This window comes from Streptomyces sp. NPDC087422 (genome assembly GCF_044744145.1).
Taxonomy (GTDB): domain Bacteria; phylum Actinomycetota; class Actinomycetes; order Streptomycetales; family Streptomycetaceae; genus Actinacidiphila.
Map to the genome: position 1 here is coordinate 36,985 of NZ_JBIUXT010000016.1, position 16,692 is coordinate 53,676.

The 16,692-nt window shown below is 71.4% G+C and carries 8 protein-coding genes and 1 riboswitch; of the genes, 3 read left to right on the forward strand and 5 right to left on the reverse strand.

Going from position 1 to position 16,692, the window contains the following annotated elements:
* Positions 1-681 precede the first annotated feature (681 nt).
* Both ACIO6U_RS33440 and ACIO6U_RS33445 read left to right on the forward strand, forming a co-directional pair.
* Positions 682-7,257 carry an RHS repeat-associated core domain-containing protein gene (locus ACIO6U_RS33440; RefSeq protein ID WP_401724866.1) on the forward strand — a complete coding sequence of 2,192 codons (6,576 nt, stop codon included), beginning with the start codon at positions 682-684 and terminating at the stop codon, positions 7,255-7,257.
* Positions 7,254-8,054, forward strand: coding sequence for a hypothetical protein (locus tag ACIO6U_RS33445; protein ID WP_401724869.1), 801 nt, complete (start codon positions 7,254-7,256; stop codon positions 8,052-8,054). Before ACIO6U_RS33440 ends, ACIO6U_RS33445 begins: the two co-directional genes overlap by 4 nt.
* 39 nt (positions 8,055-8,093) lie before the next feature.
* On the opposite strand, the gene ACIO6U_RS33450 is transcribed toward ACIO6U_RS33445, so the two are convergent.
* The 5 genes from ACIO6U_RS33450 to ACIO6U_RS33470 form a co-directional block, all read right to left on the reverse strand.
* Entirely contained in the window at positions 8,094-9,587 is a 1,494-nt protein-coding gene (locus tag ACIO6U_RS33450; RefSeq protein ID WP_401724872.1) for a VWA domain-containing protein, read from the reverse strand.
* Between the two features lie 134 nt (positions 9,588-9,721).
* Positions 9,722-10,834, reverse strand: a complete 1,113-nt coding sequence (locus ACIO6U_RS33455) for an NlpC/P60 family protein (RefSeq protein ID WP_401724875.1) — start codon at positions 10,832-10,834, stop codon at positions 9,722-9,724.
* Between the two features lie 7 nt (positions 10,835-10,841).
* A complete protein-coding gene (locus ACIO6U_RS33460) occupies positions 10,842-10,973 on the reverse strand; it encodes a hypothetical protein (protein ID WP_355336827.1) in 132 nt (43 codons plus the stop codon).
* A gap of 296 nt (positions 10,974-11,269) precedes the next feature.
* Positions 11,270-12,355: an NlpC/P60 family protein gene (locus ACIO6U_RS33465; protein ID WP_401309338.1), complete on the reverse strand. Its 1,086-nt coding sequence runs from the start codon at positions 12,353-12,355 to the stop codon at positions 11,270-11,272.
* Between the two features lie 7 nt (positions 12,356-12,362).
* A riboswitch (cyclic di-AMP (ydaO/yuaA leader) is annotated at positions 12,363-12,517 on the reverse strand.
* Between the two features lie 166 nt (positions 12,518-12,683).
* Entirely contained in the window at positions 12,684-13,814 is a 1,131-nt protein-coding gene (locus tag ACIO6U_RS33470; RefSeq protein ID WP_401724879.1) for an NlpC/P60 family protein, read from the reverse strand.
* Between the two features lie 343 nt (positions 13,815-14,157).
* Between ACIO6U_RS33470 and pcrA the strand changes: the two genes are divergently transcribed.
* Entirely contained in the window at positions 14,158-16,626 is a 2,469-nt protein-coding gene (gene pcrA / locus ACIO6U_RS33475; RefSeq protein ID WP_401724882.1) for a DNA helicase PcrA, read from the forward strand.
* Positions 16,627-16,692: the final 66 nt, after the last annotated feature.

Genomic DNA, 16,692 nt, shown 5'->3' on the forward strand with positions numbered 1-16,692 from the left:
GCCCCCGGCACGTATGCCTTTCCGGCGCGCTCCGCTATTCGGCCGGCCTCGCCGATCGGCGCCAATCCTTACGAACACGGGGGTTCGTAGTCACCACCCGGCGACCGGTGATTCGATACGCGGCTGTAGGTATCGCTGAGCGTGGGGTGGGGGAAATGGCTCGGGGTGGAGCGGGGCTGTTCGGCGTGCGCGAGGGGCGGTTGAGGCCGCGCGCGGCGGGTGCGGTGCGTGTGAGCGCCGCCGTACCGCCGACGGCGGGAGCCATTCCGGGAGTGCCGCCCCTGCCGACGTCACCTACGGATTCCGGCCGTCCGGATTCCGCCGCTCCGGATTCCGGCTATACGGATTCTGCCCGTCCGGATTCGGCCCGTCCGGATTCCCGCGCGAATACAAAAGCGTCCACGGCTTCCGCCCCGTCCGGGACCGTCGCCTCGCGAACGGCCCTCTCCTCCGGCGGCGGCGACACGGCCGGGGCGGCGGCGCGTCGGGAACGGGCCGACGCGGTCGTCGGCGGGTGACGGCCGCCGGGCGGGGCGGGACGGACCGGCCCGGCCGGGCGCGTGGTGATCGTTCGTGGGGTTGTACGGCCGCGGGGCGGGATGTCCGTCCGCGGCCGGTGTCGGGACTGCTCGTGCCGCGGTGCTCCGGTCCGCGGCCGTCATTCACCAGGGGGTTGTCATCGTGAGATCGGGATTCGCCGGCGGCGGGCGGCGGGCACGCGCCCGCGCGTACCTGCCGGGCAGGCGCGCCAAGCTGTTCGTCGTGGCGCTCGCCGCCGCGCTGACCGTGCCGGTCGGGCTGAGCCCGCTCGCGCACGCCGCGCCGGGGCCGCTGGGCCGCCCCGATCTGCCCGCGCCGCGCAACGGCACGGTGCACACCGCGGGCCTCGGCGCGCAGCAGGCCCGCGCGAAGGCCGCGGCGGGCAAGGCGGCCGACGACCGGAGCGCGCGGCGCGCGCTCGCCGAGCAGCACACGACCTGGCCCAAGGGCAGCACCCTCAAGAGCGCCGTGTCCGGCACCTCCGAGGTCACCGTCCTGGACCGGGCCGCGACCGACGCGGCAGGCGTACGAGGTGTGCTGCTCGCCGTCACACCGCGGGCGCGCGAGGCGAGTTCGGCCTCCGCCGCGCACACCGGCCCGGCCGGCGCACGCGTCCACGTCTCCGTCGACTACTCCTCCTTCGCCTCCGCCTACGGCGGCGACTGGTCCGGCCGCCTGCGCCTGGTGCGGCTCCCGGCGTGCGCCCTGACCACCCCGCAGAAGGCGCGGTGCAGGACCCGGACCCCGGTCCCTTCGTCCACCAACGACCTTGCCCGGCAGACGGTTTCGGCCGACGTCAGTGCCGATGTCGATGTCGATGCCGGTGCCGGTGCCAGTGGTGACGCCAGTGCTGACGCCACCGACGACGCCCCCGCCACGGCCGGTACCGACGCCGGCACCCTGAGCGCCTTCGCCGTCACCGCCGACAGCGGCGAGTCCGCCAAGGGCAGCGGCGACTACGGCGCCACCCCCCTGTCGGCGTCCTCCAAGTGGTCGGCGGGCACCTCCTCCGGCTCCTTCGACTGGTCGTACCCGATGGAGGTCGCCCCGTCCGTCGCGGGCCCGGTGCCCGCGGTGACGCTCACCTACGACTCCGGCAGCATCGACGGCCGCACCGCCTCGACGAACAACCAGGGCTCGCAGGTCGGTGAGGGCTTCACCGTCTCCGCCGACTCCTACGTCGAGCGCCAGTACGGCGGTTGCGACAAGGACGGGCACGCCGAGGTCTTCGACCAGTGCTGGAAGTTCGACAACGCCTCGGTCGTCCTGAACGGCAAGTCCACGGAGCTGGTCAAGGACGACACCACGGGGAAGTGGCGGCTGGCCGACGACGACGCCTCCACCGTCACCCACTCCACGGGCGCCGACAACGGCGACGAGGGCGACAGCGTGGACGGCGCGGGCGAGTACTGGACGGTGACGACCGGCGACGGCACCCAGTACGTCTTCGGCCTCAACAAGCTCACCGGCGCGGGCACGCAGCGCACCAACTCCGTATGGACCGTCCCGGTGTTCGGCGACGACTCCGGCGAGCCCGGCTACGCCAAGGGCAGCGCCTTCGCCGACCGCTCCTACAACCAGGCGTGGCGCTGGAACCTCGACTACGTCGTCGACACCCACGGCAACGCCGAGTCGTACTGGTACACGGCGGAGTCCAACTTCTACAAGAAGAACGGCTCGAAGACCGCCAACGCCTCCTACACGCGCGGCGGTCACCTCGACAAGATCCTCTACGGGCAGCGCTCCGACACGCTCTTCAGCGCCACCGCGCCCTACGAGGTGACCTTCGGCTACACCGAGCGCTGCACCGCCTCGGACTGCTCGAAGCTGACCAAGGACACCGCGCACAACTGGCCCGACGTGCCCTTCGACGCGATCTGCGCCTCCGGCGCGTCCGACACCGACTGCGCCGCCCAGGCGCCGTCGTTCTTCACCCGCAAGCGCCTCACGTCGGTGCAGGCCCTGGTGCTGTCGGGGACCTCGTACACGCCCGTCGACACCTGGGCGCTGGCGGAGAAGTACCTGGACGCCGGTGACCTCGGCGACAGCAGCGACCAGACGCTGGTGCTCGACTCGATCAAGCGGACCGGCGAGGCCGGCACCGCGGTCCCGCTGGACCCGGTGTCGTTCACCTACCAGATGCTGGCGAACCGGGTCGACGCCACCGACGACATCCTGCCGCTGCACCGGCCCCGCATCCAGTCGGTCACCTCGGAGACCGGCGCGGTCACCAGCGTCACGATGTCGACGCCGGAGTGCGTGCGCGGCTCGCACATGCCCGCCGCCGAGGACAGCGACACCATGAACTGCTATCCGCAGTACTGGCACATCAACGGCGCCGAGGAGGCCGGGCTCGACTGGTTCCACAAGTACCGCGTCGTGGACGTCACCACCTCCGACCCGGCGGGCAACAACGAGGCGCTGGAGCAGAGTTACGTCTACACCGACCCGGCGTGGCACTACAACGACAGCCCGTTCACGCCCGACGACGAGCGCACCTGGTCGGTCTTCCGCGGCTACGGCACGGTCACCTCGTACTCCGGGACCGGCGCGGGCAACCGGCTCAGGACCGTCACCCGCTACATGCAGGGCATGAACGGCGACAAGGTGAAGGCGGGCGGCACCCGTACGGTCACCGTGGCGGGGCTGACCGTGCCGGGACTGACCACGGCGGCGCTCACCGACTCCGACCAGTACGCGGGCTTCCAGCGCCAACAGGTCACCTACAACGGGGACACGCCCGTCTCGGCGACCGTCAACGACCCGTGGTCGGTCAGGACCGCCACGCAGCACAAGTCGTACGCCGACGTCGAGGCGTACTACGTGCGCACCGCGAAGACGTACTCCGACACCTATCTGACCGTGCCCGCCAAGTGGCGCACCAGCACCACGGCCAGCACCTACGACTCCTACGGCATGCCGGTCACGGTCGACGACGCGGGCGACACCGCCAAGAGCGGCGACGAGACCTGCACCCGCACCTGGTACGCCCGCAACGACAGCGCGGGCATCAACTCCCTGACCTCCAGGGTCCGTACGGTCGGCCAGCCGTGCGGCACCGCCGACGCGTCGCTGTCGCTGCCCGCGAACAGCACCACGCGCGGCGATGTGCTCGCCGACACCGCGACCGTCTACGACAGTTCGGCCGCGACGGCCTGGACCGCGAACCAGAGCCCGGCCAAGGGCGACGCGATGTGGAAGGGCCGGGCCGCCGCGTACCCGGCGGGCGCGGACGCCAACGGCGACCGCAACCCCAGTAGTTGGCAGACCACCGGCACCTCGGCCTACGACACCCTCGGCCGGATGACCCTCGCCAAGGACGGCGCGGGCAACCCGACGTCCAACACCTACACCCCGACCGGCGCGGGCGTCCCGACCCGTTCGGTGATCACCAACGCCAAGAGCCAGAAGACCACGACCTTCTACGACGGTCTGCGCGGCCTGCCGACCACCACCTACGACGTCAACACCAAGAAGACCGAGCTGACCTACGACGGTCTGGGACGGCTGACCGGCGTGTGGCAGCCGGGCCGCGTCAAGTCGGCGGGCGACAGCGCCAGCATCGTCTACGGCTACCACATGGAGCGCGGCTCGGCGCCGTACGTCAGCACCTCCACGCTCGGCCCGAACAACGTCCGGAGGGTCACCTACCAGATCGACGACGCGCTGCTGCGCCCGCTCCAGACGCAGTCGCCGAGCCCGCTGGGCGGCCGGGTCCTCACCGACACCCGTTACGACTCACGGGGGTTGGCGTACGAGACCTTCGCCGGGATCTTCGACCAGGACCACACGCCGAGCGGCACGTACGCCCGCGCCGAATACGGCGGCGCGCCCACCCAGCACGAGATCACCTTCGACGGCGCGGGCCGCACCACCTCCGACAAGCTGCTCGTCTACGGCGTGCAGAAGGGCGTCACCGTCACCTCGACGTACACCGGCGACTCGACGGCCACCAGCGCCCAGCCGGGCGGCACCGCCTCCCGCGTGATCACCGACGCGCTCGGCCGCACCGTCGAGCGCCGCGACTACTCGGGCGCCTCGCCCGCCGACGCGGACTACGGCGGCGCCGCCCCGCTGCCCGCGCACACCAGCACCCTGTACGGCCTGACCAGGGACGGTAAGCAGTCCACCGCCACCGGCCCCGACAACGCCAAGTGGAGCTGGGGCTACGACCTGTTCGGCCGTCAGGTCTCCGCGAACGACCCGGACATGGGCGCCACGTCGACCACGTACAACGCGCTCGACCAGATCGCCACGACGACCGGCTCCACGCACAAGACGCTGCTGTTCGAGTACGACACGCTCGGCCGCAAGACCGGCGAGTGGGAGACGGCCAGGACCGACGCGACGAAGATCGCCGCGTGGACGTACGACACGGCCGCCGCGGGACAGCTCGACACCTCCACCCGCTACGACGGCGGACTGGCCGGGAAGGCGTACACCCAGAAGGTCACCGCGTACGACGACGCCTACCACGTCACCGGCAGCGAGATCGACCTCGACGCCAACGACCCGCTGGTGAAGTCCGGTGCGGCGAAGGCCAGTTACAGCTACTCCGCCTACTACAACGTCGACGGCAGCCTCCAGCACACCACCGAGCCCGCCGTCGGCGGCCTGCCGCAGGAGTCGGTCAGCTACGGCTACACGCCGACCGGCCAGATCGAGACCGCCACCGGCACCAGCGGCTACCTCCAGGACACCTCCTACTCCGCGCTCGGCGAACCGCAGCAACTCACCCTGGCCACCGCGGCGTCCGGGGTGAAGAAGGCGTACATCACCAACGTCTACGAGGAGGGCACCAGCCGGCTGACCCGCTCCTCGGTCACCGACCAGACCCACGCGTACATGACGCAGGACCTCAACTACAGCTACGACGACGCCGGGAACGTCACCAAGATCGCCGACCCGACCACGCAGGGCGGCACCGCGCAGGCCGACACGCAGTGCTTCGGCTACGACGGCTACCAGCGGATGACCAGCGCCTGGACGCCCGCCAACGCCGACTGCGCGAGCACCACGACCGGCGGCGCGGCCCCGTACTCCACCGGCTGGACCTACAACCCGGCGGGGCTGCGGCTCACCCGGACCCAGCACACCGCGACCGGCGACAGCACCGCCCAGTCCTGCTACAACGACTCCGCCCACCCGCACGCCCTGACCACCGTCACGGCGGCGGCGAGCTGCACCGGGGCGACCGCCACGTACGGCTACGACGAGGCGGGCGACACCACCAAGCGGCCCGGCCCGAGCGGCACTTCGCAGACGCTGGCCTGGAACAGCGAGGGCGACCTGACCAGGACCACCGAGGGCGCCAAGGTCACCGACTACCTCTACGACGCGGGTGACAACCTGCTGATCCGCCGGGCGTCCGCGGGCGACGGCGAGAGCGTCGTCTACCTGGGCGCCACCGAGATCCACAGCAAGGTCAGCGCCGGGAAGACCACCACCTGGGCGGTCCGCACCTACACCGCGGGCGCCGGGGGACCGGCGATCGCGGTGCGCTCCACCCAGTCCGGCGCCACCACCCTGACCTGGCTCGCGGGCGACAACCACGGCACCAGCAGCCTCGCGGTGGACGCCGGCACGCAGGCCGTCACCAAGCGCTACACCGACCCGTTCGGCGCCGCCCGCGGCAGCGCGCCCGCGACGGCGTGGCCCGACGACAAGACCTTCCTCGGCAAGCCCGCGGACACCGGCACCGGACTCGTCCACATCGGCGCCCGCGAGTACGACCCGTCGACCGGCCGCTTCATCAGCGTCGACCCGCTGCTCCAGACCGACAAGGCGCAGACCCTCAACGGCTACGTCTACGCCGCCGACAATCCCACCGGGCTCGCCGACCCGACCGGCGAGGGCGTTCCCGAGTGCATGACCGGTGTCATCACCGGCTGCCACAACGGCGTGCCCGGCAAGGGCTCGGTCTACCACCCGGACCGCGACCCGGGGAACCGGCCGTCCCACAGCGGCGGCAAAGGCAACGGCAACAGCAACAGCAGTGGCAGCGGCGGCTGCGACCGGGCCTGCCAGAACGCGCTCGCCGCGCTCCAGCAGAACACCTGGAAGGACGACAAGAACGAGAAGAACGTCCACGCGGCGCTGGCCAAGGAACTGCGCGACTACGTCCTCGCCCTCGCAGGGAACACCAACCCCTGCAAGGTCGGCGCGTCCGTGACCTCCGGCACCATGGCCGCCTGCAACCAGATGGGCGGCAACTCGCCGCAACTGACCTGGACCGACCTGCTGCAACTGTGGCTCGGCGGCAAGGGCGCCAATGTGCCCTTCGACGCGAACAGCCTGCTCACCAAGCAGTTGGCGTTCAACGGCCACAGTCTCCAGATCATCAAGAATCTGGCCAGGGCGGTCTCGGACGCCGACTTCGGGGCCGACATTGACGCGCTGGGAGGCCAGGACGACTATGTCGACGGGAAGAACCTCGGGGAGAAGATGAAGAACCTGCCCAAGGACCTCAGCGGCATGGCCACCAGGGGGCGCGTGGGCACCAAGGTCCCCGAAGCCTTCACCGGCGGCTACGACCTCGTGTACCAGGTGATCAACCAGAACAAGAAGGACCACTCCATGACCGTGGCCTTCGCCGCGTTCAACGACACCGGCACCGCGTCCGCCTTCCACTTCGGGGTCCCGGACATCAAGCAGGGCTACGGAGGAGCGAGCGTGTACCAGGAGTACTACTGGTCCGTCACGGTGAGCGTCGAGTGACCACCGGTCCGCAGGCCACGCTCCCCGCCGCACCGGACGGCGGGGAGCCCGGGGGGCCGGGCTCCGGCGGTCACGGCTCCGGGCCCGCCGCCCGGCTCGACCGGCTCTGGGGGCCCGTCCGCTGGGTGCTGCTGGCCGTGCTGGTGCTGTCGTTCGCCACCGTCCTGCTGCGGATCGTGCCGGGCGGCGGGTCGACCGGCGCCCTGGCGCGGGACATCGAGGCCGGGCGGACCCACTCGGTACGGGTCGACGACCAGGGCTCCGACGGGATCACCGTCCGCTGGAGCGCCGGGCCGCTGACCGAACGGCAGTACACCTACCGGCCCGCGAACCCCTTCCCCGGCGGCCGGAACGGTGTCGTCGGGGAGTTCACCGCGGACATCAGGCGGCAGGCGGGACCCGCGGCGGACGGCCTCGCCGTACGGAGCTTCGACAGCTCCTACGGCGCCGGGGGCCTGACGCTGCTGGTGCCCGTCGCCTACGTCCTGCTCACCCCGTGGGCGTGGCTGCGGGTGGCGGCGCTGCTCGCCGGTCTCCTGGTGGTCGTACGGACGCTGGCGGTGACCCGGCACCGGCGCGCGAGCGGCCCCGCGTGGCTGCTGGCGTGCGCGGTGACGGGGGCCGGTTTCTTCGGCTACCTGTGGGCGGAGCCGGGAGGCGGCCCCGGCACCGGCACCTCGGGGGACGGGTCCGTACGGGCGCCGCGGTGGACGCGGGCCTGGCTGGCGTCGCTCGCCTCGGCGGCCGGGCTGGCCGTCCTCGGCGCGCTGCTGCTGCTCGTCGCCGGGCGGTACTGACCCGGCGACCGGTGGAGGCGTACGGCCGCGGGCGCGCGCTCAGCGCAGAATGCCCGCGGCCGTCGCGGCCTTCAGCCAGGTCGGGAACTCGGTGAGCAGGCGGTCGTACAGCTCGGCGTCGGAGAGGCTGGCGATGTCGTCGACGGCGAAGAAGCCGACGTTGTCCACGCGGCGGCCGGTCATGGTGTCGAAGCGCTCCAGGACGCCGTAGTTGGACTGGCCGAGTCCGACGAACTGCCAGAACAGCGGCTCCTCGACGGCCCCGCGCAGCTCGCGCTCGATCTCCGCGTTGCGGTAGACACCGCCGTCGGAGAAGAAGAGCACGAGGGTCGGGGCGGCGGACGGCTCGCCGCGCACGTAGTCCCGTACCTGCGCGATGACCTTCTGCTCCTCGTTGCCGAAGCCGACCAGCTTCATGTCCACCTGGCCGTTCGGAGACGGCTTGCGGCGCTTGAAGATGCCGATCGCGCCGACCCGGACGTGCAGTTCCAGCCACTGCGGCAGCGAGCCGAGGTCGAGGTCGGGCAGCCGCGCCGGGTTGCTGGCGAAGGTCCACGCCTGCATGACGCCGTCCGGTACGAGCGCGGCGGCCACGGCCGCCATCCGCTCCACCACGTCGTGCACCACGCGCCGCGAGTACAGGTGGGACATCGACCCCGACGCGTCCAGCACGATGATCACCCGCGCCCGGACGTTGTCGGCGCCGTGCTTGCGCAGGCTCACCGCGACCTGCTCCTTGCGCAGCGACAGCCGCTTGCGCATGTCGACCGGCAGGTGCTCCTCGCCCTTGACGAGCGAGGGCGCGCCGGAGCCGGGGGCAGGCGCCGACGCGTATCCGGACGCGGGCTGCGCGCCGTACGCAGAGCCGTACGGGGAAGCGGGCTGCGCGGGCGCAGAGCCGTACGGCGAGGGCGCCGCGTACGGGGACGCGGGCGGCGGGGGCGCGGCGGGCATCGGCGGCGCGGCGGCGGGCGCCGTCACGGGAACGGGCGCCGCTTCCTCCTCCTCCGCGTCCACGCTGATGCCGAAATCGGTGGCGAGCCCCGCGAGGCCCGAGGCGTACCCCTGGCCGATCGCGCGGAATTTCCAGCCGTCCCCGCGCCGGTACAGCTCACCCGCGACGAGCGCCGTCTCGGATGTCGCGGTGACCGGGAAGTACGCCAGTTCGGCGCCGGACGCCGCGTCCAGCAGCCGCAGCCCGAGGCCGGTCATCGCGCCGAAGGTGCCGCCGTCGGCGGACGCGCACAGCATGATCCGCTCGATCCCCGGCTCGACGCGCGCCAGGTCCACCTCGATGGTGTCGGTGACCACGGCCGCCTGCCGCTTCCCCGCGTGCCGTACGGCCCCCGACGCGTGTCCTGGCTGGTTGTAGAAGACGAAGTCGGCGTCGTCCCGCACCTTCCCGCCGCCCGCCAGCAGCAGCGCCGACGCGTCGGCGTCGGGCCCGCCGCCCGCTCCCCAGGCCAGTTCGGCCCGTACGGCGGGCACGGCGACCGGCACATTCGCACCCTTGCTCAGCGGCGTAGACGTCATGGGGCAAGTCTGCCCGGAGTCGGGCGGTTCGTCAGGAGAAGAGCTTGTCCGGATTTCGTATCAACATCTGACGTGCGGACCGGTGGGCGGGGCGGACGGGCCGACGGCCGGGCTCAGCGGGCGGGCGGCCTCGGTCAGGTGGGGCGGGTGGCTCCCGCGAAGGGCATCTCGGAGATCGGGGCGATACGGACCGGGGCGCCCGGGTGCGGGGCGTGGATCATCTGGCCGTTGCCGATGTAGAGGCCCACGTGGCTGATGCCGGAGTAGAAGAAGACCAGGTCACCGGGTTGGAGCTGGGACTCGGAGACCCGGGTGCCCGCGTTGATCTGGGTGTACGTGGTGCGCGGGAGCGAGACCCCCGCGGCCCTCCAGGCGGCCTGGGTGAGGCCGGAACAGTCGTACGAGTTGGGCCCGGTGGAGCCCCAGACGTACGGCAGGCCGAGCGCGCGGTAGGCGAAGGCGACGGCCTGGGCGGCGCGCGAGGACGGCGCGGCGACGGGCGTCGTGTCGCCGGGCAGCGGCGTACGGGCGCTGGCGCGGGTCGCGGCGGCCGGTCCCGACGACGGGGTGTCGGCGGCCTCGACGGCCGCGCGCTGGGCGGCCGTCAGCCGGTCGAGCAGCGCGCGCGCCGCCCGCAGCTTGCTCTGCACGGTCGCCTTGCGCGCGGCCAGCTTGGACTGCGCCTCCTTGAGCGCGTCGAGTTTCGCGTCGGCCGCGTCATGGGTACGGGTGACGTCCCGCTGCTCCTCGGTGAGCTGCGCGAGCGCGGTCGCCGTCCGCGAGTCGAGGCGGTTGAGCATCCCGGCCCGGTCCAGATACGTGTCGGGCGAGGAGCTGAGCGCGAGCTGCACGCTGGGGTCGAGCGAGCCGGTGCGGTACTGCGCCGCCGCGAGGGCGCCGATCGTGTCGCGGGTGGCGTTCAGCCGCGCGGTCTTGCGGGCCAGTTCGTTCTGCAGATCGGCGACCGCGGCGCGGGCCTGATCGGCCTGCTCCTTCGCGCCGTTGTACTGCTCGGTGGCGGCCTCCGCCTGCCGGTAGAGCGTGTCGACCTGGTCCTTCACCTCGCTGAGCGAGGCCGGTGCCTGCGGCCGCGGGTCCGCGAGGGCGGATTCGCCGAGCAGGCTCACGGAGGCGGCGGCCGCGAGCGCCACGGTGAGGGCTGCGCGGGTCGCGGTGAGCGCCGACGTGCGGGCGGACGTACGCGCCGCCGAGGTTCTGCGGTGTGAGGCGGGACTGTGGGAGGCCATGCGGCCGTCATTCCTTCCAGTGCTCCGACGGGCCCGCGCGGAGGCCCGGCGACGCCTGCACGGGGGAGCAGAGCGCCGCCGGACCTTCGGCGGGGGTGACCGCGCCGCCACGGTCCTGACGGCTGTGGGGATCGGTCACCTGGGGAGCGACGCTAAACCTGACCGGGGGTGCGCCAGGGGAAGGAGACCGGGACTGCTCCGATTCGACCGGCCCGTGACCGTAAACGACCGCCGTTCGACGGGTGACCCGGTCATATGCGCGCGCCTGCTGACCAAAGTGCCCGGTCGGGAGGTCCGACCGGGCACGGGGTGCTATGCGGGGCTGTGAGCCCGGCGGTCCTGAGGCTCCGCGGACGCGGGCTCAGGCTGCACGGGTTCAGGCGATACGGGCTCAGACTGCACGGGTTCAGGCGGTGCGGGCCCTGGTGATACGGCTCAGGCGATGCGGCGGGCCGCCGCGAAGGGCATCCAGCTCATCGGGGCGACCTCGACGACCGCGCCGCTGTGCGGGGCGTGCACGATCTGGCCGTTGCCGATGTACATGCCGACGTGGCTGATGCTGGAGTAGAAGAACACCAGGTCGCCGGGGCGCAGGTCGGACTGCGAGACCGCCGTGCCGTCCTTGACCTGGTCCCACGTGGTGCGGCCGATGGAGATACCGGCGGCGCGGTAGGCGGCCTGGGTGAGCCCGGAGCAGTCGTACGCGTCGGGGCCGGTGCGGCCGGAGCCGTACGGCTTGCCGCGCTGCGACATCGCGAACTGGATGGCGGCGGCGGCGCGGCCGGACGCCGGGCCGTTGTAGGTGTAACTGACGTTGCTCGCCGTGGAGTTCGAGGAGTTCGAGGAATTCGAGGAGCCCGCGGTGTTGGTCGGGGCGGTGGGCCGCATCGCGGCGAGCTTGGCGCGCTCCTGCGCGTTGAGGCTGTTGAGCAGCTTCTGCGCGGCGGCCAGCTTCGTCTGGACGTTCTTCTTCGCCGCCGCGAGCTTGTTCTGCGCGCTGGTCAGCTCGTTGAGGCTCTTGGTGGCCTGCGCGCGCTGGATGGACGCCTGCTCCTGCTGGACCTTGAAGGTCTCCAGCGCCTGTTCCTGCGTGGTGGAGATGCGGTCCATCATGTGCGACTGGTCGAAGAACTTCTGGGGGTCGTCCGTCAGCAGCAACTGCGTCGTCTGGTCGAGGCCGCCGTCGCGGTACTGCGCGGTGGCGTACTGCCCGAGCACCCGCCGCGTCTCGTTCATCTTCGCGGTCTTCTGCGCGACCTGCTCCAGGAGCTGATTGGCCTTGGCCCGCTGGTTGTCGGTCTTCTCCTTGGCGGCGTCGAAGTGCTGCGTCGCTACCTCGGCGTCCTGGTTGAGCTGGTCGATCTGCGCCTTGACCTCGGTGATCGAGGGCTTCGCGGGCGCCGCGCTGGCGCTCTCGCTGAGCAGGGTGACCGACGCGAGGGCCGCTGTGGTGATCCCGACGGCGGCCCGTGGACCGGCCGTGGACAGTATGCGATTGCGCGGCTTGCGGTGCGACGCCAAGGGAGGCGACTCCTTCCGAATACCGCCGACCGGGTTAGCTGACGGGTTCGGGCTGAAGGTCGCCCTACGGTCCCGACGCCTGCTGCGGCGTCCGTTCCGATTCACCCCACGTGCTGTTGGGTCCCCGGCTCCGGCCTGGGCCGGATTGAGCGGAGGTGATTCGCTGTCGGCTCTTCAGCCGACGGGGAAGCTCACCACCTAGCGGGCTACCGTAGTCAACTTGTGCGAGCCTTGGGAAGTTTGGATTGCAATGTGACCGAAATCGCTTTGTGATCTTACCGTTTGTGAGCGCGACGGCGTCCGGACAAGTCGGACTATGCCGGGTGGACTATGCGGGACGGACCGCCCCGTAGAACGGCATTTCGGTAATCGGGGCGATCTTGACCACGGTGCCGGTGTGCGGCGCGTGGATCATCTGGCCGCCGCCGATGTAGAGGCCGACGTGACTGATGTCGCTGTAGAAGAAGATCAGGTCACCCGGCCGGAGATTCGACTCCGACACCCGCGTGCCGACGTTCACCTGGTCCCAGGTCGTGCGCGGCAGATCGACCCCGGCCGCCTTCCACGCCGCCTGGGTGAGCCCCGAGCAGTCGTACGACGTCGGCCCGGTCGCGCCCCACACGTAGGGCTTGCCGAGCTGCTTGCGCGCGAAGGCGATGGCGTCGTCGGCCTTCGAGGAACCCGTGCTCAGCACGGTCGGCGTCGAGGAGTCCTTCGCGGCCTTCGCCGCCTTCGCCGCGGCCTCGGCCGCCGCCTTCTCCTTGGCCGCGATGGCGGCGGCCTTGACGCGCGCCTCTTCCTCCTGCTTGGCCCGCAGCGCCGCGAGCCGCGCCTTCTCCTGCGCGTTGAGGCTGTTGAGCAGCTTCTGCGCCTCGCCCAGCTTGGCCTGCACATCCCGCTTGGCGGTGCGCAGTTCGCCCTGCTGGGTGGTGAGCGTCGCCAGGCTCTTGGCCGCCTCTATGCGCTGCTGCGTGGCCGCGGCCTGCTGCACCCGGTACGACTCGACGGCCTTCTGCTGCCGCTTGCCGAGCACGTCCGACAGGTGCACCTGGTCGAGCATCGACTGCGGGTCGGTGGCCAGCAGGTAGCGGCCGGTCGAGTCGTCGCCCCCGGTGCGGTACTGCGCGGCGGCGTACTGCCCGAGGACCCGGCGCGAGTCGTTCAGCGCCTGCGTCTTCTTCGCCGCCTGCTCCAGGAGCCGGTTGACCTTCGCGTTCTGCGCGTCGGTCGACTCCTTGATGCCGTTGTACTTCTCCGTGGCGACCTCGGCCTGGTGCGTCAGCCCGTCGACCTTCGCCTTCACCTCGGCGATGCTCGGCTGCTTCGGCTTGGCCGGCTCGGCGCTGGCGCTCTCCGCGAAGAGGGTCACGGTGGCCAGCGCGGCCGTCGTGATCCCCACGGCCGCACGCGGGCCGGGGGTGCTGAGGATCGCGGCGCGAGCCTTACGGTGTGTCGCCATGGCGCGCGGACTCCTTTCGGACGCCCATCCGGACGCTGCTGGAGCGAGACCGTAGCCAACGCTCCGGGCTGCTGGGAAGAGCGGTGTCCGATAGGCCCGATACCTTTTCGTAATCATTTCCCATTGTCACGGTGCGTGGTAACGGGACTACGGGGTAAAGGTACGTGGTTGCCCCGGAGGCGGCCGTTGGGCGGGGGGCCGGGAGTGTCGGCCGGGACTCCGGGCGAAGGGGCCGGGGGGTGTCGGCCGGGGGGCCGTCGTACGGGGGTCGTGGGGGGTCGGCCGGGGGCTGTGCGGGGAAGGGCCGTGGGCTGTCGGTGCCGGGCTCTAGACTCGGGGAGCGATGAGCAGCCTCTTTGACGACAACTTCCTGAACGGTCTGCATGTGGCCCCCGAGCCCGCCGACCCCACCGCTCCGCCGCCCCCGGAGGACGGGGGCCCCGGCGGCGAGCACGTACCGGACGACCTGTTCGGCGGCCGGTTCGACGGACCGCCGCCGCAGGCCACCGGGCGGGACGCGTATTACCGGGACGGCGCCCCGCGGCCCGCCACCGACCCCGCGCAGCTCCTGGAAGGGCTCAACGAGCAGCAGCGCGCCGCCGTCGAGCACGCGGGCGGCCCGCTGCTCATCGTCGCGGGCGCGGGCTCCGGCAAGACCCGGGTGCTCACCCACCGGATCGCCTATCTGCTCGGCGCCCGGCACGTGCACCCCGGCTCCATCCTCGCCATCACCTTCACCAACAAGGCCGCGGGCGAGATGAAGGAGCGCGTCGAGGAGCTGGTCGGCCCGCGCGCCAATGTGATGTGGGTCTCCACCTTCCACAGCGCGTGCGTGCGCATCCTGCGCCGCGAGTCCAAGTCGCTCGGTTTCACCTCGTCGTTCTCGATCTACGACGCCGCCGACTCCAAGCGGCTGATGGCGCTGGTCTGCCGGGACCTCGACCTGGACCCCAAGCAGTACCCGCCGAAGTCGTTCAGCGCGAAGATCTCGAATCTGAAGAACGAGCTGATCGACGAGGAGACCTTCGCGGCCACCGCGGAGAACCCCTTCGAGAAGAAGCTCGCCGAGGCGTACGCGATGTACCAGGCGCGGCTGCGGGACGCCAACGCGCTGGACTTCGACGACATCATCATGACCACCGTCAATCTGCTCCAGGCGTTCCCCGACGTCGCCGAGCACTACCGGCGGCGCTTCCGGCACGTCCTGGTCGACGAGTACCAGGACACCAACATCGCCCAGTACACGCTGGTCCGCGAACTGGTCGGCACCGACCAGGACGAGGACGCGGCCGAGCTGTGCGTGGTCGGTGACGCCGACCAGTCGATCTACGCCTTCCGCGGCGCGACGATCCGCAACATCCTCCAGTTCGAGGAGGACTACCCGCAGGCCCGCACGATCCTGCTGGAGCAGAACTACCGCTCCACGCAGACGATCCTCACGGCCGCCAACGCCGTCATCGAGCGCAACGCGGGGCGGCGGGCGAAGAACCTGTGGACCGAGTCCGGCGACGGCCCGGTCATCGTCGGCTACGTCGCCGACCAGGAGCACGAGGAAGCGCAGTTCATCGCCGAGGAGATCGACCGGCTCACGGACGCGGGCGACGCCCGCCCCAGCGACGTCGCCGTCTTCTACCGCACCAACGCGCAGTCCCGTGTCTTCGAGGAAGTCTTCATCCGCGTCGGCCTGCCCTACAAGGTCGTCGGCGGCGTCCGCTTCTACGAGCGGCGCGAGGTCCGCGACGTCCTGGCGTATCTGCGGGTGCTGTCCAACCCCGAGGACACCGTGCCGCTGCGCCGCATCCTCAACGTGCCCAAGCGCGGCATCGGCGACCGCGCCGAGGCGATGATCGACGCGCTGGCCGCGCGCGAGCGGATCACCTTCCCGCAGGCGCTGCGGCGGGTGGACGAGGCGTACGGGATGGCGGCCCGCTCGGCGAACGCCGTCAAGCGCTTCAACACGCTCCTGGAGGAGCTGCGCACCATCGTGGAGTCCGGCGCGGGCCCCGCGGTCGTCCTGGAGGCCGTGCTGGAACGCACGGGCTATCTGGCCGAGTTGCAGGCGTCCACCGACCCGCAGGACGAGACCCGCGTGGAGAACCTCCAGGAACTGGCCGCCGTGGCCCTGGAGTTCGAGCAGGAGCGGGACGCGGACGAGCCGGGCACCCTCGCCGACTTCCTGGAACGGGTCGCGCTGGTCGCCGACTCCGACCAGATCCCCGACGAGGACGACTCCGGCGGCGTCATCACCCTCATGACCCTGCACACCGCCAAGGGCCTGGAATTCCCCGTGGTGTTCCTCACCGGCATGGAGGACGGCGTCTTCCCGCACATGCGGGCGCTCGGCCAGGTCAAGGAGCTGGAGGAGGAGCGGCGGCTCGCCTACGTCGGCATCACCCGCGCCCGCGAACGGCTCTACCTGACCCGCTCGACGATGCGCAGCGCCTGGGGCCAGCCCTCCTACAACCCGCCGTCTCGTTTCCTGGAGGAGATTCCGCCGACGCTGATCGAATGGAAGCGGCTCGGCTCCGCCGGGGGGTCCTCGGGGCCCATGACCAAGTCCGCCTCCGCGGCCTCCTCCGTCACCGCCCGCGGCCGGTCCGGCGCCGCCGGCGGCTTCGCCACCCGCCGCTCCTCCGGTGACCGCCCCGTCATCTCCCTCAAGGTCGGCGACCGCGTCACCCACGACCAGTTCGGCCTCGGCACCGTCATCTCCGTCACCGGCCAGCCGGGCGACGAAAAGGCCACCATCGATTTCGGCGACGAACGCCCCAAACAGCTTCTTCTCCGCTACGCCCCCGTAGAAAAGCTCTAGCCCCTCCCGCGCGGGGCCTGGTCTTTAGGGGCGCGGCCCCCGTGGGATTCACCTTGCGCGGGGCCT